Here is a 19,534-nt window from a genome sequence, read left to right on the forward strand (position 1 = left end):
TTGGTTATTCGCCCCGCGCGCGGGCTTTGGCAAGCGCTTAGCTCAGGGCTGGAGCGCCGCTCTTGCCTGTGCCGGAAAGTCGCTGAAGAAACCGTCGACGCCCGCCGCGACGATGGCGCGGACCCAGCCGGTAAAGTCGCCCCGGCCCTGCGGGTCGTCGGGGCGGCGATATGGGTCGGGAAGGAAGCCGTTTTCTATCCGCAGCGTCCAGACATGGACCTGCAACCCGGCCTCGTGCGCGCGAGCGACCAGCGCGGTCGGGCCTTCGGGCGCGATCACCTGCGTGGCGGCGGGGCCGATGCCGTCGGCGTAGGTCGCGATATCCTTCAGCCCCGCAAGCGTCAGCATGTCGGCATAGCTGGTGCCGGGCTGGTCGGCGGGGCCGCCCTCCGCGGCGACGAGCTGGATGAGGCGCAGGCGCGTGGCGGCGCGCAGCGCCTTGAGGTTGCCCACCTCGAACGACTGGATGAAGACCGGATCGGCCTGCGTCTCATAGCCATATTTCGACAGGAGCGTCAGCAGCGCCTCCTGATGCGGCAGGCCGATCTTCGCGAAATAGGTCGGATGCTTGGTTTCGGGATAGAGGCCGATGCGCCGGTGGGTTTCGGCTTCCTTGGCGCGGACCAGCTTCAATATCTCCTCGAATGTGGGGATGAGATAGAGGTCGTTGAAGCGGACATTGGCGGGGCGCAGGTCGGGCAGACGCTCGCGGGCGCGCAGGGTGCGCAGTTCGGCGAGGGTGAAATCCTCGGTGAACCATCCGGTTACGGCGACGCTGTCGATGGTCTTCGTCGTCCTGCGGTCGGCAAATTCGGGATGGTCGGCGACGTCTGTGGTGCCGCCGATCTCATTTTCGTGCCGGGCGACGAGGACCCCGTCCTTCGTCAGCACGAGGTCGGGTTCGATATAGTCCGCGCCTTCGTCGATGGCGCGTTCATAGCTGGCGAGCGTATGTTCGGGCCGCTCCCCGCTCGCGCCGCGATGGGCGATGAGTATCGGGTCGGCGGCGAGCAGCGGGGCGGCGGGGGCGAGGCTCATGAGGAGAAACAGTCCCGCATGGAGCAGCCCCCTCGGCCTCACGCCTTCACGCCCTGAAGCGCGTTCTCGTAGGTCGTTGCCTTGAACCCGACGATCGTGCCCTTGCCGGTGTCGAGGATCGGGCGCTTGATCATCGAGGGGCTGGCGAGCATCAGCAGAATCGCCTTGTCCGCGTCGATATGCGCCTTGTCGCCCGCGTCCAGCGCCTTGAAGGTCGTGCCGGAGCGATTGAGGATGGTTTCCCAGCCATGCTCCATCACCCATTCCTCCACCCGGTCCCTGTCCACGCCCGACACCTTATAGTCGTGGAAGCTGTAGGCGACGCGTTCATTGTCCAGCCAGTTGCGGGCTTTCTTGACCGTGTCGCAATTCTTGATGCCATACATGGTAATCATGATGCTAACCCCTGTTACCCTTTGAAGGCGGTGACTTCGATTTCGATCTTCATCTCGGGCTTGACGAGGCCTGCAATGACGCAGCTTGCCGCCGGGCGGATGTCGCCGAAGACCGGCCCGGCGATTTCGCCCATCACGTCCCAGTAAGCGGGGTCGGTGATATAGTAAGTGACGCGCACGACATCGGCGAAGGAAAAGCCCGCCTGCTCCAGCGCCTTGCCGATGACGGCAAGCGCGTTGCGCCCCTGCACCACGACGTCTTCGGGCATGGTCTTCGTTTCAGGATCGGTACCGGTGGTGCCGGCGACGAAGCACCAGTCGCCCTGGACGACGGCGCGCGAATAGCCGACCTGAGCCTCAAAGGGCGAGCCGGAGGAAATGAGCTGGCGGGGCATGACGGGGGATTCCTGCTGCGATGCGAAAGGATCGTCCGCGCCTTTGGCCGCTGGGGAACCCCCTGTCCAGCGCTTTCGCCGGAACAGCGGGCGGTCCAGGCCGTTTGAGGTGCTCTACCCCCTTTCAAGGAGAGCAGGCCATGGAGCGCCCGATCCCCGATCGCGAGATCGAAGAGAATAGCGAGCAGGACGACAGCGGCGCGCAGGCGCAGCAGGTCGCGGACGACGCGCGGCTGCGCCAGACCGATCCTGCCGAGGACAGCGAGCGCGGCGGGCGGACCGATCCCGCGCAACTGGTCCCCAACGACATGGAGGATCTGGTCGAGAAGATGAATGCGATGAACCGGTCGGGCCATGTCGACATGGACGCCTATGCCGGGGAACCGCAGATGGACGATGAGGAAGATGTCCTTGGAGCAACCGAGGAGGAGGATGACGGCGACGACCTCTATGATACGGTCACGGGGGACGACGACGATCTCGGGTGAGGGTGCGGGCGGGAAGAGCGCGCTGCCCTCCCCGCCATCCCCTTAGCGGCAGCTTACGCCGCCACGGTCGATCTCGCGGCCGAGCAACGCGCCCGCGCCGCCGCCGATCAGCGTGCCGAGCAGGTTCGACTGACCCTGCGCGATCTGGTTGCCCAGCAGCCCGCCCAGCGCCGCGCCCACGATCAGGCCGGTGGTGCCGTCATTGCGGCGGCAATAATAGCGGTTGTCATAGCCGCGATAGATGCGCGTGCGGCGGTCGACCCGGATCGGATCGTAGCCGGTGTGGTAATAGCGGTCGGGGCGGTAGTTGCGCCCGTAGCGCGGATCGGGCCGGTTCCAGTCGTAATTATAGACGACGCGGCCCGGACGGCGCGCATCGCGGCGGTCGTCATGCTTGCCGCCATGCTTCCAGTCGTTGCGGCCGTGGCCGGGATTGCCGTGCTTGCCTTTAGCATGGCCGGGCTGGGCGAGAGCGGGGGTCGCGGCGATGCCGGTCAGCGTCATCGCGCCCAGCGAAAGGGCAGCGAGCATCTGCTTCATCGAAAAGGACATGAGGGTCTCCTTGCTCCTGATGTGAGGGCAAGAACCCGCGTCTTTGATCTATGTTGCATGAACGGAACAAAACCCCCTGTTCAGGCGGCGGTCAGGGGAGGGTGCGGGGCGCGCGCTTACCCCTTAGCTTCGCATATTTCCCGCAAGTTTGCGCATTTTCTTTCCTATTCACGCATCATTGTTGCGTGGGCGAGGCATCGGGCGGGAGCATTCTCCAACAGCCTGTGTGCCATGAAAGGGACGGGATAGGACAGCGGACGGGCGGTCCCGAGCGGGGCTGTCAGAGCGCGTTGGCGATGGCGGCACGCTGATCGTTGGTGAGGCCGTCGGGGGCGGTCCCGTTAGCCGCGTCGGCGGGCCTGTCGTCGCCCGTCCCCACATAGTTAATCGCGGTCAGGATCACCAGCACCGCCCAGAGCAGCGCGAACCAGCGGCTGGTGAAGAGGGTGCGGAGGCGGACGCCGAACATGCCGTCACCCTAGCCCCTTGCCGGTTAAGGATGTGTCACGAGCATCGCCTCCGGCTCTGACGATGGCGGCAGCGGCGGGGCGGCAAAGGTCATGGGGCTGCTGAGCACCACCCGCTCCAGCCGCGTCGCCGCGAGGCACTGGTGGCAATGGGCATGGTCGAACAGCGTGTCGAGAACCCACATCTGCGTCACGACATCCCATACCGCCCAGGCATCCCGCACGACATGATCGCTGCCGCAGAGGTGACAGATATAGGCGTGGCGGGTCGGTGCTGGGTCGGACATGCCGCGACCATAGAGACATCTCCCACCATTTTGGCGGGAGATGAATCCGTTTCGGAGACGTTTGAAACTATCCGGTCCCGGCGCTTACTCCGCCGCAATCCCCGCAGCCTTGAACATGTCCGGGCCTTCGTCGTCGGCGTTGGCGGCTTCTGTGCCCTTGATCTTCTGGCGGCGGTCGAAGGCGTCCCAGACGTCGTTCCACTGACCCCGGGTCGCGCCCTTCGAATATTCGGTGGCGCGGGTTTCGAAGAAGTTGGCGTGCTCCACGCCGTTCAGCAGCGGCGTCAGCCAGGGGAGCGGATGCTCGTCGATCATGTAGATGGGCTTCAGGCCCAGTTGCCCCAGCCGCCAGTCGGCGATGTAGCGGACATATTTCTTGATGTCCTTGGGCGTCATGCCGGGCACCGGCCCCATTTCGAAGACCAGATCGACGAACGCGTCCTCGATCCGGACGGTCTTCTGGCACATGTCCATGATATCATCCTTGACCGCCGGGGTCAGACAGCCGCGTTCCGCGCAGAAGGCGTGGAACAGCTTGATGATGCCTTCGCAATGGAGCGTTTCGTCGCGGATCGACCAGGTGACGATCTGGCCCATGCCCTTCATCTTGTTGAAGCGCGGGAAGTTCATCAGCATCGCGAAGGAGGCAAAGAGCTGCAGCCCTTCGGTGAAGCCGCCAAACATGGCGAGCGTCTTGGCGATGTCCTCATCCGTATCGACGCCGAACTGGGCGAGATAGTCGTGTTTGTCCTTCATCTCCTTATACTGCATGAAGGCGCTATATTCGGTTTCGGGCATGCCGATCGTGTCGAGCAGATGGCTGTAGGCGGCGATGTGCACCGTTTCCATGTTGCTGAACGCGGTCAGCATCATCTTGACCTCGGTCGGCTTGAACACCCGGCCATATTTTTCGTGGTAGCAATCCTGCACCTCCACGTCCGCCTGCGTGAAGAAGCGGAAGATCTGGGTCAGCAGGTTGCGTTCATGGTCGGAGAGCTTCTGCGCCCAGTCGCGGCAATCCTCGCCCAGGGGCACTTCCTCGGGCAGCCAGTGGAGCTGCTGCTGACGCTTCCAATATTCATAGGCCCAGGGATATTCGAAGGGCTTGTAGACCTTGGAGGCTTGGAGAAGGGGCATGACGGGTTACTCCGGAGAATTTGTTACGAATGAAGGGCGGTTGCAACCGGACCGAGGGCGGGACGTTCAGTCGCCGTCCCCCTAGCAACAGGAGAGCAATGATGGTCGATCTGAGCCAAATCAAGGAACATGCCGAAGTCATCGGCGCCGACGGCGTCCATGTGGGCACCGTCGACCATGTCGATGGCGACCGCATCAAGCTGACTAGGAAGGACAGCGGGGCGCTGATCGAGGGCGCTACCGGAAGCCATGAAGGGCATCATCACTATATCAGCCAGGGCCTGATCGCGGAGGTCGAGGGGGACGGCACGGTGCGGCTTTCCGCCAATGCCGATGTCGCGGTGACGTTCGAAGAAGAAGAGTGAATTAGCACGGATCACCTCTCCCTTCTCCCCTTGTGGGAGAAGGAGGGGCCCGCTTCGCGAAGCGAAGTGGGAGGATGAGGGGTCAGCGTCGCGGCGATCTGCGTCAAGACCCCCTCGATATTGTCCATCACATCCTTGTTCCAGAACCGGATCACACGGTAACCTTCTGCTCCAAGAAAGGCTGTGCGCGCTGCATCGCCTTCTTCGCTATGTTGACCGCCATCGACTTCCACGACCAGTTTTGCCGAGTGCGAAACAAAGTCCGCGAAATAGGGGCCGAGCGGAACCTGGCGTCGGAATTTCGCCGCCGGCAACGTCCGGCGGAGCATGGCCCATAGCCGCTTTTCCGCCTCCGTCGCATTCTGCCGCAATTCGCGGGACCGGAAGACAGTCAGCGCCGGCAATCGCTGGCGCCTGGTCAGCCCCCTCACCTTCCCACTCGGCTTCGCCTCGCGGGCCCCTTCCTCTCCCACAAGGGGAGAGGAATTAAGGCGCGCTCGGCCGTCGTCACTGGCAGGCAAGGCACTCGTCATAGTCAGTGGTCTCGCCGATTTCGAACTTGGGCGCGTCGATCGTGTTGTCCGCTTCCACTCCGCCGGCGAAGCCCGCGCGCTGCACCGACTTGGACCGCAGATAATAGAGCGACTTGATGCCCAGTTCCCATGCGCGGAAGTGGAGCATGAGCAGATCCCATTTCTCCACGTCCGCCGGGATGAACAGATTGAGCGACTGCGCCTGGTCGATATAGGGCGTGCGGTCGGCCGCAAGTTCGAGCAGCCAGCGCTGGTCGATTTCGAAGCTGGTCTTGAACACGTCCTTTTCTTCCTGGGTCAGGAAGTCGAGATGCTGGACCGATCCGCCCTTTTCGAGGATCGAGTTCCAGACGGCGGTGCTGTCCTTCGACTTGGCGGCCAGCAGCTTTTCCAGATAGGGATTCTTGATCGAGAAGCTGCCCGACAGCGTTTTGTGCGTGTAGATATTGGCCGGGATCGGCTCGATGCAAGCCGACGTGCCGCCGCAGATGATGCTGATCGACGCGGTGGGCGCGATCGCCATCTTGCAGGAGAAACGCTCCATCACGCCCTGATCGGCGGCGTCGGGGCACGGGCCGCGTTCGTGGGCGAGCAGCATCGAGGCTTCGTTCACCTTGGCGCTGATATGCTTGAAGATGCGCAGGTTCCACGATTTCGCCATCGCGCCTTCGAACGGGATGTTCCGCGCCTGCAGGAAGCTGTGAAAGCCCATGACGCCAAGGCCGACCGAGCGTTCGCGGCTCGCGCTATATTTGGCGCGCGCCATTTCGGGCGGCGCGCGGTCGATATAGTCCTGAAGCACATTGTCGAGGAAGCGCATGATGTCTTCCGCGAAGGTCGGGTGATCCTTCCACTCGTCCCACGTTTCAAGGTTCATCGACGACAGGCAGCAGACCGCCGTGCGGTCGTTGCCGAGGTGATCGCGCCCGGTCGGCAGCGTGATTTCCGAACAGAGGTTCGATGTGGACACCTTGAGGCCGAGGTCGCGGTGATGCTTGGGCATCATGCGGTTCACGGTGTCGTTGAAGACGATATAGGGTTCGCCGGTGGCGAGGCGCACTTCGACCAGCTTCTGGAACAGGGCGCGCGCGTTGACGGTGCCGCGCACCGACTGGTCCTTGGGGCTGCGCAGGTTGAAGTCCGCGCCGTCGCGCACCGCCTCCATGAACTCGTCGGTCAGGAGGACGCCGTGATGCAGGTTCAGCGCCTTGCGGTTGAAGTCGCCGCTGGTCTTGCGGATTTCGAGGAACTCCTCGATCTCCGGGTGGGAGATGTCGAGATAGCAGGCGGCCGAGCCTCGGCGCAGCGACCCCTGGCTGATCGCCAGCGTCAGGCTGTCCATCACGCGGACGAAGGGGATGATGCCGCTGGTCTTGCCATTGAGGCCCACCGGCTCGCCGATGCCGCGCACATTGCCCCAGTAGGTGCCGATGCCGCCGCCGCGCGAGGCGAGCCAGACATTCTCGTTCCAGGTGTTGACGATGCCTTCCAGACTGTCGTCGACGCTGTTGAGATAGCAACTGATGGGCAGGCCGCGCCCGGTGCCGCCGTTGGACAGCACGGGGGTGGCGGGCATGAACCAGAGTTTCGAGATATAGTCGTAAACGCGCTGGGCATGGTCGGCGTCGTCGGCATAGGCGGCGGCGACACGGGCGAAGAGATCCTGATAGGATTCGCCGGGCAGCAGGTAGCGGTCGTTCAGCGTATCCTTGCCGAATTCCGTCAGCAGCGCGTCGCGCGCCGCGTCGGTCGTGACATGGAAGCGCCGCGCCTCGATCTTCGAAGAGGCGGAGATTTCAGGAGCGGGCTCGGCCGGAGCCGGCTGCACCGGCGCCTCCGTCTTCGTCGCTTCCAGCAGATCGTCCATCACAGTTGCCACGTCGCCACCTTGTCCACTATCCCGAAAGTCCATGCGCCGCCCCTGAATGTTCCTGTTTCGTTCGATTCGGTCAAGCGGCTCGCGACATCGTGCCGCGCATCCTATCATCAACCGGACCTCGCCGGGACGGAAAAAGCCCAGCAGAGCGGATCGCAGGGGACAGAAGTCCACTCGCCAAGATAATGTCCTGACGTTGCAATCACAATCTGTTGGGTAACCCCCGTTAACCCGATACCATGGATAGTGCCATAGCCGCTTAAAGGCGCAAGAGGGTAAATGACGGTTCAGGGACTCGGTTCATCGACAGCATGACTCGGTTGGTCGCCCCGCAGCGCAGCGACGCGCGGACTTTCCTGCCACCCGGAAAAGGCAAGAGGGATTGCGCGAAGAAAAAATAAATTGGGTCTTGCCACGCAAAAGGGTGCGTGGCCGATTCCGGTGACACACCATGGCTTGTGGTGCCTGCCGATGGAGCCGCTATGATCCTCTATTATCACCCGCTTTCCTCCTATTGCTGGAAAGTGCTGATCGCCCTGTATGAAAGCGGCATCCCCTTCGAGCGGCGGATGCTGGCGGACGAAGGGGTCGCGGCGGAGTGGCAGGCGCTCTGGCCGCTGGGGAAGTTCCCGATCCTGCGCGATCCGGTGCGCGGCGAAACCGTCGCCGAAGCCAGCATCGTCATCGAATATCTCGCCCATCATGAGCCGGGCAGCTTCCGCCCCCTCCCCGCCGATCCCGATGCGGCGCTGGAGGTGCGGCTGATGGACCGACTGTTCGACCAATATGTCATGACGCCGATGCAGGCGCTGGTGGCAGACCGGCTGCGGCCGGAGGAAAAACGCGATCCGGTGGCGGTGGAGCAGGCGTGCGGCTTGCTGGGCAAGGCCTATGCCCTGCTCGAGTCGCGCATCGGGGGTCGGACGTGGGCGGCGGGCGAGGCCTTCACCCTGGCCGACTGCGCGGCGGCGCCCGCGCTCTTCTACGCCGACCGGATCGTGCCGCTGGGCGACCGCCATCCCGCGCTCACCGCCTGCCTCGCCCGGCTGGAGGCGCGGCCGAGCTTTGCGCGGGTGCTGGAGGAGAAGGAGCCTTACTGGCCGATGTTCCCCTTCGCCGACGGGCCGCTGGCGGCGCATTGACGCTCCGGTCCAAAGCCCTATAGCCGCGCCTTGCGAAGACCCGCCGTGCAGGGCGGGCGGCTATAGGGAAAATGGGCACGATGACACTCATCAAGACCGCCGACCTGATCGAGAGCGTGGCCGACGCGCTCCAGTTCATCAGCTATTATCATCCGATGGATTATATCCGCGCGCTCGGCAAAGCCTATGAGGCGGAGGCCAATCCGGCGGCGAAGGACGCCATCGCGCAGATCCTGACCAACAGCCGCATGTGCGCGGAGGGGCATCGCCCGATCTGCCAGGACACCGGCATCGTCAACGTCTTCATCAAATGGGGCATGGACTGCCGCCTCGACGACAATAGCCGCTCGATGCAGGAGGTCGTCGACGAAGGCGTGCGCCGCGCCTACCTCAACCCCGAAAACCGCCTGCGCGCCTCCATCCTGCGCGACCCGGCCTTTTCGCGTCAGAACACGAAGGACAACACGCCCTGCGTGCTGAACGTCGAGATGGTGCCGGGGAACAAGGTGATCGTCGATGTCGCGGCCAAAGGCGGCGGCAGCGAGAACAAGACCAAGTTCAAGATGATGAACCCCAGCGACTCGATCGTCGACTGGGTGCTGGAGATGGTGCCGCAGATGGGCGCGGGCTGGTGCCCGCCCGGCATGCTCGGCATCGGCATCGGCGGCACGGCGGAAAAGGCCGTCGCGCTGGCCAAGGAAAGCCTGATGGAACCCATCGACATGGGCGAGCTGAAGGCGCGCGGGCCGCAGAACGACATCGAAAAGATGCGGATCGAGATTTTCGACAGGGTGAATGCGCTGGGCATCGGCGCGCAGGGGCTGGGCGGGCTTTCCACCATCCTCGACGTCAAGATCTACGACTATCCCTGCCATGCGGCGGGCAAGCCCGTGGCGATGATCCCCAACTGCGCCGCCACCCGCCATGCGCATTTCACGCTCGACGGGTCGGGTCCGGCCTATCTGGAAGCGCCAAAGCTCAGCGAATGGCCCCAGGTCGACTGGAAGCCGAGCAAGGAAGCGATCCGCGTCGATCTCGACACGCTGACGCCCGAAGTCGTCCAGAGCTGGAAGCATGGCGACCGGCTGCTGCTGAACGGCAAGATGCTGACCGGGCGTGACGCCGCCCACAAGCGCATCGCCGACATGCTGGAGAAGGGCGAGAGCCTGCCGGTCGATTTCAAAGGCCGCGTCATCTATTATGTCGGCCCGGTCGATCCGGTCCGCGACGAGGTGGTCGGCCCCGCCGGTCCCACGACGGCGACGCGCATGGACAAGTTCATGGACATGATGCTGGAGCAGGGGCTTGCCGCCTGCGTCGGCAAGGCCGAGCGCGGCCCGGCGGCCACGGACAGCATCGCGAAGCACAGGAGCGCCTATCTGATGGCGGTCGGCGGCGCGGCCTATCTGGTCGCCCGCGCGATCAAGGAATCGAAGGTCGTGGGCTTTGCGGATCTGGGCATGGAAGCGATCTACGAATTCACGGTCGAGGACATGCCCGTCACCGTCGCGGTCGACAGCGAAGGGCAGAATGTCCACCGCCTCGCGCCCTTGGTGTGGCAGGAAAAGATCCGGCGCGAGGGGCTGCTGGAAAAGGCCTGAACGGATCGGGAATCGTGCTGATCTGGGTTAGTCCGCGCTGCGGCAGAGGAACGCGGGCTAACCCCAGGGCATTGTTGCGGCACCCTATTCGTGGAGCCGAACCCATGTCCTTCACCCAGCTCGATCCGCCGCTGCCCGTCCATGTCGAGGGGAAGGGGCAGGGCTTTGCCTTTGCCGTGATCGACTATGGGCAGGAACATAATCTGATCTGGGTGACGGGCCTTTCGGACAGCGGAGAAATCTGGTGCGCGCCCAATCCGCTGGTGCGGCTCCAGACCAACTGGACGATGGGCCGCGATGCGCAGCGGCCCGCCGCAAGCGTCACCGCCATCAAGCCGAGCTGACAGGAGAGCGCAAGGTTGCGCCCATGAGGCGTCTGGTCAGGATCATACACCGCTGATAATCTCCCCTGCATGACAGGGGACATGGAAGCGGCGGGTGACGCGGTCACGGGGGCCATGCTGGCGCGGGCGGTCGAGCCTGACCATGGCGAGGCGGGCGTAGCGCACGCGGGGAGCTGCCTCAATTGCGGCGCGCCCGTCAGCGGCAATTATTGCGCCCAATGCGGTCAGGCGACGCATCTGCACCGCAGTTTCTTCGCAATCGGCCATGACCTCGCCCATGGCGTGCTGCATTTCGAGGGCAAGATCTGGACGACGCTGCCCGAACTGGCGCTGCGGCCGGGCAAGCTGACGCGGCGCTACATCCATGGCGAGCGGGCGAAGTTCGTGTCGCCCTTCGCCCTGTTCCTCTTTTCCGCCTTCCTCATGTACGCGATCTTTTCGCTCACCAGCCATCATGGCGGGGAGCCATCCAAGGGGCCGGCGATGGACCGGGGCGCCGCCGCCGAGCTGCACCGGGAAGCGGCGAAGATCGACGCGCGGATCGCGAAGCTGGAGCGGGAACTGGCGGCGCCCGGCCTGTCGCAGGCCCGGCGCGCGACGCTCACCGAAAAGCTGGACGATGCGCGCGACGACCGCAAGGGGGTGGGCGTGGCGAGCGACATCAGCCGGTCGCTGGAAGCCGAAGGGCTGACCGGCGGCGTCGCCCGAACGGTGGGCCGGGCGGTGAACGCCGCCGCGGAAAATCCCGACTTCGCCTATTACAAGCTCAAGGCCAACGCCTATAAATTTTCCTGGGCGCTGATCCTCATTTCCCTGCCTTTCCTCTGGCTGCTCTTCCCGTTCAGCCGAAGGTTCAAGATGTATGACCATGCGGTCTACATCACCTATTCCATTGCCTTCATGTCGCTGCTCTTTTCCGGTTCGATGCTGCTGGGCGCTATGGGCGCTTCGGCGGGGCTGGTGACGGGCGCGCTGCTGCTGTTCGCGCTGTGGCACATGTACCGGCAGTTCAAGGACGCCTACGCGCTGGGCCGGACGGGGACGCTGGTGCGGCTGCCCTTCCTCTACCTCTTCGCCTGCATCGCGCTGTCGCTGTTCTTCACCATGCTGGTGCTGATGGGATAGGGCCGCTCCGTTCGGCGCACCGCTAACGCTTCCTTTACCACGCTGGTCTAGCCAGCAACGGGTGAGAAACGAAGCGCAATCGAACGCCGTGTCGACGGCCGTCATGGAAGTCGCCAAACTGTCGGGCGATCTGGGCCTGCGCACGCTCGATCTTCAGGCGGACATCAGCGAGCTGGCAGAGCGCGTGACGCAGCAGGCCCGCACCATCGAGGCGATCAGCGGCGCGGCGACTCAGTTATCGCACGATGGCGACAGTGTGTCGCGCGCGGGACAGGATGCGCGCGAAAAAGCCATCGCGGCGCGGTCGATCATCGACGACTCGGGGCGTCAGTTGTCCGCGGCCAACCATAATTTCGTCGACCTCATCGAACAGGTGAACCGCGTCCACAGCCGCCTCGACGGCTTTGGCGAGGCGCTCAAGACCGTCGCGCATGTGACCAGCGTCATCAGCGGCATCGCCAGCCAGACCAACCTCCTCGCGCTCAACGCCACCATCGAGGCGGCGCGGGCGGGCGATGCGGGCCGGGGCTTTGCAGTGGTCGCATCCGAAGTGAAGAAGCTGGCGCAGGAAACCGCCGCCGCCACCCACACCATCGAACAGTCGATCGCGGCGCTGACCGGCGAGGCGGGCGGGATGCTGGACAGCATCACCCACGGCGCGCAGACGGCCCGCACCGCGCTCAACGACACCAAGAATATCGAAGCGCTGGTCGACCGGCTCGGCGCGCTGATGCAGGGGCTGTCGAGCAACAGCGAGGCGGTCGCCGAACGGATCGCCTCCATGGTCGGGTCCGCCGGGGAAATCCGCTCGGGCCTGAGCGCGCTCGCCAGCACATCGAGCGACAATGCCGATGGCCTGCAGCGCCTGTCCGGCCGCGTGCTGACGGCAAGCGAGGACACCAACAAGCTGCTGCAATATCTGGCGGAAAGCGGCGTCGACATTCCCGATTCGCCCTATATCCGCTTCTGCCTCGACAGCGCAGCCGCCGTGGCCGGGGCGATAGAAGCGGCCATCGACGCGGGCGTCATCGGGCTGGAGGACGTGCTGCGGCCCCAATATGAGCCGATTGCCGGAAGCAACCCGCCGCTCTTTTCGCATCCGGTGCAGGCGGTGATGCTGCCGGCCGCCAGAGCGCGGCAGGAAATGGCGCGCCAATTTCCCGGCCTGTTCGGCATGACGTTCACCGACCGCAACGCGTTCGGCGCGATTGCCATGCCCGAACGCTCCCAGCCCCAGCGCCCCGGCGACATCAACTGGAATCTCGAAAATTCGAGGCAGGGTTCGATCTTCGACGGGGAAGATACGCGGGTGGAGTGCACCACGGTCAAGCCGTTCCGCATCAAGGCCTATCGCCGCCTGACCGCCGATGGCGACGTCATCCTGCTGAAACAGGTGATCGCGTCCATCCACGTCAAGGGACGCCACTGGGGCATCCTGCAACTGGGCTATCGCGATCAGGGCTGATCCGGACGCCCGATCCGGCGGCCCGATCGGGCAGGAAGCCTTGCCCGCTCTGTCCGCCGCGCTATGTCGGTCCCGTGACCCGCGCCGCGCCGACCCTTTCACCCCTGATACGCATTGCGCGCGGCGCTGGCGTTGCGATGCTGTTCCTGATCGTCGCGCTGTGTCTGGCCGTCACGATCGTGCCGCCCTTCCTCGACCGCATCTATTATCGCGGGCCGGACAGCGGCCATTATGACGGCGCGCATTTCTTCAATCCCGATGGCGAGATCGGCCTGCCCGCGCCGACGGGCGCGAGCCGACAGGGTTTCATCCTGCGCTGGCTGCTGGGGGACGACGGCCGGCCGCGCTGGCCCGAGGCGATTGCGGTCAAGCCCGCCCGCCCCGCGCCCTTCGCCGCGCCGCGCGGGATGGTCGCGACATGGGTCGGCCATGCGACCGTGCTGGTGCAGGCAGCGGGCCTCAACATCCTGACCGACCCGATCTGGTCCGACCATGCCAGCCCCTTCCCGCCCTTTGGCCCCAGGCGGGTGGCGCAGCCCGGCATCCGCTTCGACGACCTGCCCAAAATCGACCTGATCGTCATCAGCCACAATCATTACGACCATCTCGACCTGCCGACCCTTAAGCGGCTGTGGGAGCGGGACCGGCCGAAGATCGTCACCAGCCTTGGCAATGACGCGATCCTGAAAGCGGCGGGCATCCCGTCGACCGCGCTGGACTGGGGCCAGTCGGTGAGCGGCGCGGCGCTCAACGGGCTGGCGCCCGACGCAGTGGTCCAGTGCGGCTCCTACGAACATTGCCCCGACTATCGCGTGCATGTGACGCGCAGCCATCACTGGGGCAGCCGCTGGGGCGCCGACCGCAATCGCGCGCTCTGGTCGAGCTTCGTCATCGCAACGCGCGCGGGGAACATCTTCTTCGCCGGAGACACTGGCGCGGGCGACATGGCATGGCCCTATGAAGCGCGGCGCTACGGCCCGATCCGGCTGGCGCTGATCCCCATCGGCGCGTTCCGCTTCCGGAAGGGGCAGATGCAGTCCGACGCGCATATCGGCCCGGTTCAGGCGGTGGAGATATTCAGGCGGCTGGGCGCATCGACCGCGATCCCGATCCACTGGGGCACATTCCGCCTGTCCTACGAACAGTGGGACACGCCGCCGCGCATGCTGGAGCTGGCGCTGCGGTGCGAAGGGATCGACCGGAAACGCTTCGCCCCGCTGCGCATCGGACAGATGCTCAGCGTTCCGACGGTCCGCCCCGTCACCGTCGGCCCCAAAAGCTGCGACGAGCGCGCATTCCGCGCGCTCGAATGAGGCGCTATCCGGCGGGACAGTCGCCCACGCGCCGCCCGGTCAGGTCATGCGTGGTGCGCAACACCGGCGAGCCGCCCTCGACTTTCGTCATGGTGGCGCCGAGCGTCAGCGTGTCGGCGGTGTAATTGCCCTCCACCGCGATCTCGGACGTGCCCTTGCCTGCCTTGCAGGAAAGGGTGGCGATCAGCCGGCCCTTGCGCGCCAGCTTGTCCTTGTAGGTGCAGTCGCTGCCCTCCGTCCCCGCGATCGCGTCGGGGGTGGGCAGGCCGTCCCTGTCGACGGAAATGCAGACCTTGTCCTCGCTCACCTGCTTGAGCGCTTCCTGATATTGGGCGGGCGTGACGGTGGGCGTATTGTAACCGGTGGTCTTGCGCGTCAGTTCCCACTGGCCCGCCTGCATGACGATCGGCTTTTCCTCAGCCTCGGGCGCTGGCGCGGGATCGCTCCCGCACGCCGCCAGAGCCATCACACCCGTCAGCGGCAATGCCACCCACAGCATTTTCAGCATCATGCCTCTCCCCTGTTCTCGTTCGGAACGGGGAGGAAGGTCTAACGGGCCGGGTCAAAGCGCAAGCGAAATCAGCGGCGGCAGCGCACGGGTGCGTGGAAGTCCGGCGGCCTGTCCGCGATCCAGCGCGTCAGGCGGATCGGCCGGCCCTAATCCTGCGATGCGCAGTCCGCCGCGATCCACCTGCCTTCCGACCGCGCGGTCATCGCCATGGCGTGCGGGCCGCCCTCCATCTTCATATCCATGTCGATGGCGTAGCTTTCCGGCGCATAGGTGCCGCTCATCGCCGCGTTCATGGTGCCACCGTCGCTCCTGCAGGAAAGCTGGCCCTTCACCTTCCCGTCCGCAACCGCGAAGTCGCCATAGGTGCAATCCCTGTTCTCCTGCCCAGAGAACATGTCGCCGCTCGGGTTGGCGGCCTGTTCGGGCGTGACGCAGTAGCGCAGCACATGCCGGGTCATCATGCGCTTCATCTCGACCTTCGCCCCTTCGGGCATCTGCGGCATGTCGATGTCCTTTATGGTGAAGCGCCCTTCCCACTGGCCGGGCTTCAACTGCACCCTGTCGACCTGCGCCTTCACCTCCGCCTTCGACATGGCGTCGGTCGCGGCGATATTGCCCGCCTTTTCACCCGGCTTGTCCGAACAGGCGGCGAGCAAGGCCGTTGCCATCATCACCGTCGCCATTGTCGCACGCATGACCATTCTCCCTGTTTCCGCCACGGGGCGAGCATAACAGGCACGAACATGGGTTCAATGGAGAGTAACGGAATCCTATTGTTCTTGTTTTGTTCTGATCAATATGCTAATTGCCCGTTCAACTTTGGGGGAAGTTTGAATGCAGCAATCAACCTTTGGCCAGCGAGCGGCCTTCTCGCTCTATCTTCGTACCGGCCGCAGGCTCACCGCTGCCGAGATCGAAGTGAAGTTCAATCCGTGGCATGACGAAGAGAATGGTCGCTTCACCTTTGCGGGGCAGGGGCGCTATTTCGGCGCGGGCGGGGCTGGGAAGCCGGAAACGGCGAACATGGCCCGGCAGGTCAAGACGCCTCCTCCGCCGGGGAACGGCAGCGCGGAAAATATGTCCGTTCCCGGTCGGAACAGTGCCCGCCATCCAGATAATTACGCCATCTACACGGTGCGGCCAGGTGACTCCCTGTCGCGGATCGCAGCCCAGCGTGAGGGGCTGTCCGCAGCCGACCTCGCCTGGCTCAACAAGCAGCCGATCGACCAGCCGCTCAAGGTCGGCCAGCAAATCAAAGTACCGCATCAGGCTTATCTGGATGCAGGGCGGTCGGCCAAGAACAAGTTCGTGGCGCTGTCCCATTACATGGACACGCATGGCGGTAAATTGCCGCCGAACGTCGCCCATCCGCCATCGCTGGAAAGCCAGATACTGGATAGACCGGGCCGAAAGGAAAGCAAGAATGGCTATGATTTCCATATCGACCCTGTTGCGCGCACGCACAAAGTGCATGGTGAACTGTCTGATGGTCCAATCGCGCCGCGCTCAAGGAGCAATCAGGCACAGGCCGGCAAGCCGGATCGCCGCCAAGGGAAGGACGATGGCGGCCATTTCATCGCTGCTCGCTTCAATGGCCCCAGCGACAGCTTCAACCATTTCGCACAGGATCGCAATTTCAACCGTGGCGCCTATCGCAAGCTAGAAGACGATTGGGCAAAAGCTTTACGCGCTGGGCACAAGGTGGCCATCGATATTGACGCGTTGTACCAAGGAGCTTCCAGACGACCTTATCAGCTTAATGTCACATGGACAATCAACGGGCATAAAAGCACAAAGAGGTTCGCAAACGAAGCAAAGGGCGCTCACAATGACGAAAGATAAATTCGACGTACTTGGACCAATTTTTAATCAGATTGGAGGTGAATTAGCTCATATAGTTGGCGGCGATCCGAATGGCGTTTTTCTCTATGTAGAGATTGGCGACAGATGGATCAGCTATAGTATTTTCAAGGCCGATCGTGACGTCATCCGCTATTATGATTCAAATGATGAGACCATAACGGACCTGCTCTGGGAAGCATGGCACGCCGAGTCCAAGGTGGGCGGCATCAAGCGCTGGTCCGTAATGGAATATGACATCAAAGACGGAAAGTTCACTGCAAGTTTCAAATATCCCGATCAGGTAGATGTTGAGGTCGTGGATGACGAACGCCGCCAAGCTGCTGTTCGCGCCCGCTTCGGCGACAAGCCCGTCGTCTACCCGCCCATGCCCGGAACCGCGGTCGAGCTGAAACCGTAAAGCCGATTGCGCCCCGCGTTCCGCGCCCCATATTGCCGCCATGACAATTCAAATCCGCACCGACCTGTCCGAACCGGAGACCGGGCAGAGCTTTGTCCCGCACCGGCCCGCACGCCCCGAGAAGAGCGAGGGCGGGCGGGCGTTCAAGCTTGTGAGCGATTATGAGCCTTCGGGCGACCAGCCGACCGCCATTGCGGAACTGGTCGCGGCGGCGCGGGCGGGCGAGCGGGATCAGGTGCTGCTGGGCGTCACGGGTTCGGGCAAAACCTTCACCATGGCGAAGACGATCGAGGCGATGCAGCGCCCGGCGCTGATCCTCGCGCCCAACAAGATCCTCGCGGCGCAGCTCTACGGCGAGTTCAAGAGCTTCTTCCCCGAGAACGCCGTCGAATATTTCGTCAGCTATTACGACTATTATCAGCCCGAAGCCTATGTGCCGCGGTCGGACACCTATATCGAGAAGGAAAGCTCGGTAAACGAGAGCATCGACCGGATGCGCCATTCGGCCACCCGCGCGCTGCTGGAGCGGGACGACGTCATCATCGTCGCGTCGGTATCCTGTCTCTATGGCATCGGGTCGGTCGAAACCTATTCGGCCATGACCTTCAGCATGAAGAAGGGCGGGATCGAGGACCAGCGCGAGATCATACGGAAACTGGTCGCGCTCCAGTACAAGCGCAACGATGCAGGGTTCGCGCGCGGGAATTTCCGCGTGAAGGGCGACAATCTGGAGATTTTTCCGTCGCACTATGAGGACACGGCCTGGCGCGTCAGCTTCTTCGGCAACGAGATCGAGGAGATTGTTGAGTTCGATCCGCTGACCGGAAAGAAGATCGCGTCGCTCGATTACGTCAAGGTCTTCCCCAACAGCCACCATGTCACCCCCGGCCCGACGCTCAAGCAGGCGATGGAGGCGATCCGCTTCGAACTGGCCGAACGCCTCAAGGAACTGGTGGCCGAGGGCAAGCTGCTGGAGGCGCAGCGGCTGGAGCAGCGCACCAATTTCGACCTGGAGATGATCGCGGCGACAGGATCGTGTGCGGGGATCGAGAATTACAGCCGCTTCCTGACCGGCCGCCTGCCCGGCGAGCCGCCGCCGACCCTGTTCGAATATTTGCCCGAAAACGCGTTGCTGTTCGTGGACGAAAGCCACCAGACCGTTCCGCAGATCGGCGCGATGGCGCGCGGCGACCACCGGCGCAAGATCACGCTGGCCGAATATGGATTTCGCCTGCCGTCCTGCATCGACAATCGCCCGTTGCGCTTCAACGAATGGGACGCGATGCGGCCGCAGACGGTCAGTGTTTCCGCCACGCCCGGTCCTTGGGAGATGGAGCAGACCGGCGGCGTGTTCAGCGAACAGGTGATCCGCCCCACCGGCCTGATCGACCCGCCGGTCGAGATCAAGCCGGTCGAGGATCAGGTCGACGATCTCATCAACGAATGCCGCAAGGTCGCGGCCCAGGGCTACCGCACGCTCGTCACCACGCTGACCAAGCGGATGGCGGAGGATCTGACCGAGTTCATGCATGAGGCGGGGATCAAGGTCCGCTACATGCATAGCGACGTCGAGACGCTGGAGCGTATCGAGCTGATCCGCGATCTGCGGCTGGGCGTCTATGACGTGCTGATCGGCATCAACCTGCTGCGCGAGGGGCTGGACATTCCCGAATGCGGGCTGGTGGCGATCCTGGACGCGGACAAGGAGGGCTTTTTGCGCTCGGAAACCTCGCTCATCCAGACCATCGGCCGCGCCGCGCGCAATGTCGAGGGGCGCGTCATCCTCTACGCCGACCGTATTACCGGGTCGATGGAACGCGCGCTCAACGAAACGTCGCGGCGGCGCGAGAAGCAGCAGGCCTATAACGAAGCGCACGGCATCACGCCGACCACGATCAAGCGCAACATCGGCGACATCATCGCCCATGTGGCATCCAAGGATCAGGTCACGGTCGACACGGGCCTCGACGACCGCCCGCACATGGTCGGCCACAACCTTCGCGCCTATATCGAGGAACTGGAAAAGAAGATGCGCGCGGCGGCGGCCGATCTGGAGTTCGAGGAAGCGGGTCGCATCCGCGACGAAATCCGCAAGCTGGAGGCGGAAGAGCTTGGGCTGCCGGCGGAGCAGCAGGTCGCCGCGCCGAGGGGCCGCGCGACCGAGGGCAAGCCGGGGACGCGGAAGCTGCGATACGGGAAGGTGCAGAAGAAGTTCGGGCGATAGGCAGCAGATCACGAAG

At 63.9% G+C, this 19,534-nt stretch carries 22 protein-coding genes; 11 read left to right on the forward strand and 11 right to left on the reverse strand.

Going from position 1 to position 19,534, the window contains the following annotated elements; genetic code table 11:
* Positions 1-42: 42 nt before the first annotated feature.
* Genes SAMIE_RS15440 through SAMIE_RS15450 form a run of 3 tightly spaced genes read right to left on the reverse strand, consistent with a single transcriptional unit; the run spans position 43 to position 1,828 of the window.
* Positions 43-1,038 (reverse strand): glycerophosphodiester phosphodiesterase, encoded by a 996-nt coding sequence (locus SAMIE_RS15440; protein WP_066699973.1) that lies wholly within the window; start codon positions 1,036-1,038, stop codon positions 43-45.
* 38 nt (positions 1,039-1,076) lie between these two features.
* On the reverse strand, positions 1,077-1,433 hold the full coding sequence (locus SAMIE_RS15445; protein WP_066699971.1) for an ArsC family reductase: 357 nt from the start codon (positions 1,431-1,433) through the stop codon (positions 1,077-1,079).
* A 14-nt stretch (positions 1,434-1,447) separates the two neighbouring features.
* On the reverse strand, positions 1,448-1,828 hold the full coding sequence (locus SAMIE_RS15450) for a RidA family protein (RefSeq protein WP_066699969.1): 381 nt from the start codon (positions 1,826-1,828) through the stop codon (positions 1,448-1,450).
* A 140-nt stretch (positions 1,829-1,968) separates the two neighbouring features.
* Here SAMIE_RS15450 and SAMIE_RS15455 point away from each other — a divergent pair, with 140 nt between their 5' ends.
* The gene (locus tag SAMIE_RS15455; protein WP_066699967.1) at positions 1,969-2,316 is read left to right on the forward strand and encodes a hypothetical protein; all 348 of its coding nucleotides are present in this window, start codon (positions 1,969-1,971) and stop codon (positions 2,314-2,316) included.
* A gap of 42 nt (positions 2,317-2,358) precedes the next feature.
* Here the strand turns inward: SAMIE_RS15455 and SAMIE_RS15460 are convergent, their stop codons facing one another.
* From SAMIE_RS15460 to SAMIE_RS15475, 4 genes are all read right to left on the reverse strand, one after another.
* Positions 2,359-2,868 (reverse strand): glycine zipper 2TM domain-containing protein, encoded by a 510-nt coding sequence (locus tag SAMIE_RS15460; RefSeq protein ID WP_066699966.1) that lies wholly within the window; start codon positions 2,866-2,868, stop codon positions 2,359-2,361.
* Between the two features lie 280 nt (positions 2,869-3,148).
* Positions 3,149-3,337 (reverse strand): hypothetical protein, encoded by a 189-nt coding sequence (locus SAMIE_RS15465; RefSeq protein WP_066699964.1) that lies wholly within the window; start codon positions 3,335-3,337, stop codon positions 3,149-3,151.
* A gap of 24 nt (positions 3,338-3,361) precedes the next feature.
* Entirely contained in the window at positions 3,362-3,622 is a 261-nt protein-coding gene (locus tag SAMIE_RS15470; protein WP_066699962.1) for a hypothetical protein, read from the reverse strand.
* A gap of 84 nt (positions 3,623-3,706) precedes the next feature.
* Complete coding sequence (locus tag SAMIE_RS15475) at positions 3,707-4,759, reverse strand: ribonucleotide-diphosphate reductase subunit beta (protein ID WP_066699960.1); 1,053 nt, start codon at positions 4,757-4,759, stop codon at positions 3,707-3,709.
* 101 nt (positions 4,760-4,860) lie between these two features.
* Between SAMIE_RS15475 and SAMIE_RS15480 the strand changes: the two genes are divergently transcribed.
* Positions 4,861-5,124 carry a DUF2171 domain-containing protein gene (locus tag SAMIE_RS15480; protein WP_066700044.1) on the forward strand — a complete coding sequence of 88 codons (264 nt, stop codon included), beginning with the start codon at positions 4,861-4,863 and terminating at the stop codon, positions 5,122-5,124.
* Positions 5,125-5,135: 11 nt separating this feature from the next.
* Here the strand turns inward: SAMIE_RS15480 and SAMIE_RS15485 are convergent, their stop codons facing one another.
* The gene (locus tag SAMIE_RS15485; protein ID WP_232037279.1) at positions 5,136-5,528 is read right to left on the reverse strand and encodes an endonuclease domain-containing protein; all 393 of its coding nucleotides are present in this window, start codon (positions 5,526-5,528) and stop codon (positions 5,136-5,138) included.
* 103 nt (positions 5,529-5,631) lie between these two features.
* Positions 5,632-7,569, reverse strand: a complete 1,938-nt coding sequence (locus SAMIE_RS15490) for a ribonucleoside-diphosphate reductase subunit alpha (RefSeq protein WP_408641242.1) — start codon at positions 7,567-7,569, stop codon at positions 5,632-5,634.
* A 446-nt stretch (positions 7,570-8,015) separates the two neighbouring features.
* Here SAMIE_RS15490 and SAMIE_RS15495 point away from each other — a divergent pair, with 446 nt between their 5' ends.
* The 6 genes from SAMIE_RS15495 (at position 8,016) to SAMIE_RS15520 (ending at position 14,523) form a co-directional block, all read left to right on the forward strand.
* Positions 8,016-8,675 carry a glutathione S-transferase family protein gene (locus tag SAMIE_RS15495; RefSeq protein ID WP_066699957.1) on the forward strand — a complete coding sequence of 220 codons (660 nt, stop codon included), beginning with the start codon at positions 8,016-8,018 and terminating at the stop codon, positions 8,673-8,675.
* A gap of 80 nt (positions 8,676-8,755) precedes the next feature.
* Positions 8,756-10,276 carry a fumarate hydratase gene (locus tag SAMIE_RS15500; protein WP_066700040.1) on the forward strand — a complete coding sequence of 507 codons (1,521 nt, stop codon included), beginning with the start codon at positions 8,756-8,758 and terminating at the stop codon, positions 10,274-10,276.
* 104 nt (positions 10,277-10,380) lie between these two features.
* Complete coding sequence (locus tag SAMIE_RS15505) at positions 10,381-10,620, forward strand: hypothetical protein (RefSeq protein ID WP_066699956.1); 240 nt, start codon at positions 10,381-10,383, stop codon at positions 10,618-10,620.
* Positions 10,621-10,689: 69 nt separating this feature from the next.
* Positions 10,690-11,745: a DUF3667 domain-containing protein gene (locus tag SAMIE_RS15510; RefSeq protein WP_066699955.1), complete on the forward strand. Its 1,056-nt coding sequence runs from the start codon at positions 10,690-10,692 to the stop codon at positions 11,743-11,745.
* Between the two features lie 103 nt (positions 11,746-11,848).
* Positions 11,849-13,210: a methyl-accepting chemotaxis protein gene (locus SAMIE_RS15515; protein WP_066699954.1), complete on the forward strand. Its 1,362-nt coding sequence runs from the start codon at positions 11,849-11,851 to the stop codon at positions 13,208-13,210.
* 137 nt (positions 13,211-13,347) lie between these two features.
* Positions 13,348-14,523 (forward strand): MBL fold metallo-hydrolase, encoded by a 1,176-nt coding sequence (locus SAMIE_RS15520; RefSeq protein WP_066699952.1) that lies wholly within the window; start codon positions 13,348-13,350, stop codon positions 14,521-14,523.
* 4 nt (positions 14,524-14,527) lie between these two features.
* Here SAMIE_RS15520 and SAMIE_RS15525 read toward each other — a convergent pair whose 3' ends face one another.
* Together SAMIE_RS15525 and SAMIE_RS15530 are read right to left on the reverse strand one after the other, a co-directional pair.
* Entirely contained in the window at positions 14,528-15,031 is a 504-nt protein-coding gene (locus SAMIE_RS15525) for a DUF3617 domain-containing protein (RefSeq protein ID WP_066700038.1), read from the reverse strand.
* Between the two features lie 149 nt (positions 15,032-15,180).
* Positions 15,181-15,729 (reverse strand): DUF3617 domain-containing protein, encoded by a 549-nt coding sequence (locus tag SAMIE_RS15530; protein WP_066699950.1) that lies wholly within the window; start codon positions 15,727-15,729, stop codon positions 15,181-15,183.
* Positions 15,730-15,868: 139 nt separating this feature from the next.
* Here SAMIE_RS15530 and SAMIE_RS15535 point away from each other — a divergent pair, with 139 nt between their 5' ends.
* Genes SAMIE_RS15535 through uvrB form a run of 3 tightly spaced genes read left to right on the forward strand, consistent with a single transcriptional unit; the run spans position 15,869 to position 19,518 of the window.
* Positions 15,869-16,876, forward strand: coding sequence for a LysM peptidoglycan-binding domain-containing protein (locus tag SAMIE_RS15535; RefSeq protein WP_066699948.1), 1,008 nt, complete (start codon positions 15,869-15,871; stop codon positions 16,874-16,876).
* Positions 16,863-17,294, forward strand: a complete 432-nt coding sequence (locus tag SAMIE_RS15540; RefSeq protein WP_066699946.1) for a hypothetical protein — start codon at positions 16,863-16,865, stop codon at positions 17,292-17,294. The genes SAMIE_RS15535 and SAMIE_RS15540 overlap by 14 nt, the downstream gene beginning before the upstream one ends.
* Positions 17,295-17,334: 40 nt before the next feature.
* Entirely contained in the window at positions 17,335-19,518 is a 2,184-nt protein-coding gene (gene uvrB / locus SAMIE_RS15545) for an excinuclease ABC subunit UvrB (RefSeq protein WP_066699945.1), read from the forward strand.
* Positions 19,519-19,534: the final 16 nt, after the last annotated feature.

The sequence above is a fragment of the Sphingobium amiense genome, from assembly GCF_003967075.1.
Lineage (GTDB): Bacteria > Pseudomonadota > Alphaproteobacteria > Sphingomonadales > Sphingomonadaceae > Sphingobium > Sphingobium amiense.

Bases quoted from the DNA above. Each gene is read 5' to 3' on its own strand.
- SAMIE_RS15505 (WP_066699956.1), top strand. From the start codon at position 10,381: ATGTCCTTCACCCAGCTCGATCCGCCGCTGCCCGTCCATGTCGAGGGG.
- SAMIE_RS15440 (WP_066699973.1), bottom strand. From the start codon at position 1,038: ATGAGCCTCGCCCCCGCCGCCCCGCTGCTCGCCGCCGACCCGATACTC.
- SAMIE_RS15530 (WP_066699950.1), bottom strand. From the start codon at position 15,729: ATGCGTGCGACAATGGCGACGGTGATGATGGCAACGGCCTTGCTCGCC.
- SAMIE_RS15525 (WP_066700038.1), bottom strand. From the start codon at position 15,031: ATGCTGAAAATGCTGTGGGTGGCATTGCCGCTGACGGGTGTGATGGCT.
- SAMIE_RS15465 (WP_066699964.1), bottom strand. From the start codon at position 3,337: ATGTTCGGCGTCCGCCTCCGCACCCTCTTCACCAGCCGCTGGTTCGCG.
- SAMIE_RS15540 (WP_066699946.1), top strand. From the start codon at position 16,863: ATGACGAAAGATAAATTCGACGTACTTGGACCAATTTTTAATCAGATT.
- SAMIE_RS15515 (WP_066699954.1), top strand. From the start codon at position 11,849: ATGGAAGTCGCCAAACTGTCGGGCGATCTGGGCCTGCGCACGCTCGAT.
- SAMIE_RS15470 (WP_066699962.1), bottom strand. From the start codon at position 3,622: ATGTCCGACCCAGCACCGACCCGCCACGCCTATATCTGTCACCTCTGC.
- SAMIE_RS15520 (WP_066699952.1), top strand. From the start codon at position 13,348: ATGCTGTTCCTGATCGTCGCGCTGTGTCTGGCCGTCACGATCGTGCCG.
- uvrB (WP_066699945.1), top strand. From the start codon at position 17,335: ATGACAATTCAAATCCGCACCGACCTGTCCGAACCGGAGACCGGGCAG.
- SAMIE_RS15535 (WP_066699948.1), top strand. From the start codon at position 15,869: ATGCAGCAATCAACCTTTGGCCAGCGAGCGGCCTTCTCGCTCTATCTT.
- SAMIE_RS15445 (WP_066699971.1), bottom strand. From the start codon at position 1,433: ATGATTACCATGTATGGCATCAAGAATTGCGACACGGTCAAGAAAGCC.
- SAMIE_RS15480 (WP_066700044.1), top strand. From the start codon at position 4,861: ATGGTCGATCTGAGCCAAATCAAGGAACATGCCGAAGTCATCGGCGCC.
- SAMIE_RS15455 (WP_066699967.1), top strand. From the start codon at position 1,969: ATGGAGCGCCCGATCCCCGATCGCGAGATCGAAGAGAATAGCGAGCAG.
- SAMIE_RS15495 (WP_066699957.1), top strand. From the start codon at position 8,016: ATGATCCTCTATTATCACCCGCTTTCCTCCTATTGCTGGAAAGTGCTG.
- SAMIE_RS15500 (WP_066700040.1), top strand. From the start codon at position 8,756: ATGACACTCATCAAGACCGCCGACCTGATCGAGAGCGTGGCCGACGCG.
- SAMIE_RS15460 (WP_066699966.1), bottom strand. From the start codon at position 2,868: ATGTCCTTTTCGATGAAGCAGATGCTCGCTGCCCTTTCGCTGGGCGCG.
- SAMIE_RS15490 (WP_408641242.1), bottom strand. From the start codon at position 7,569: ATGGACTTTCGGGATAGTGGACAAGGTGGCGACGTGGCAACTGTGATG.
- SAMIE_RS15510 (WP_066699955.1), top strand. From the start codon at position 10,690: ATGACAGGGGACATGGAAGCGGCGGGTGACGCGGTCACGGGGGCCATG.
- SAMIE_RS15450 (WP_066699969.1), bottom strand. From the start codon at position 1,828: ATGCCCCGCCAGCTCATTTCCTCCGGCTCGCCCTTTGAGGCTCAGGTC.
- SAMIE_RS15475 (WP_066699960.1), bottom strand. From the start codon at position 4,759: ATGCCCCTTCTCCAAGCCTCCAAGGTCTACAAGCCCTTCGAATATCCC.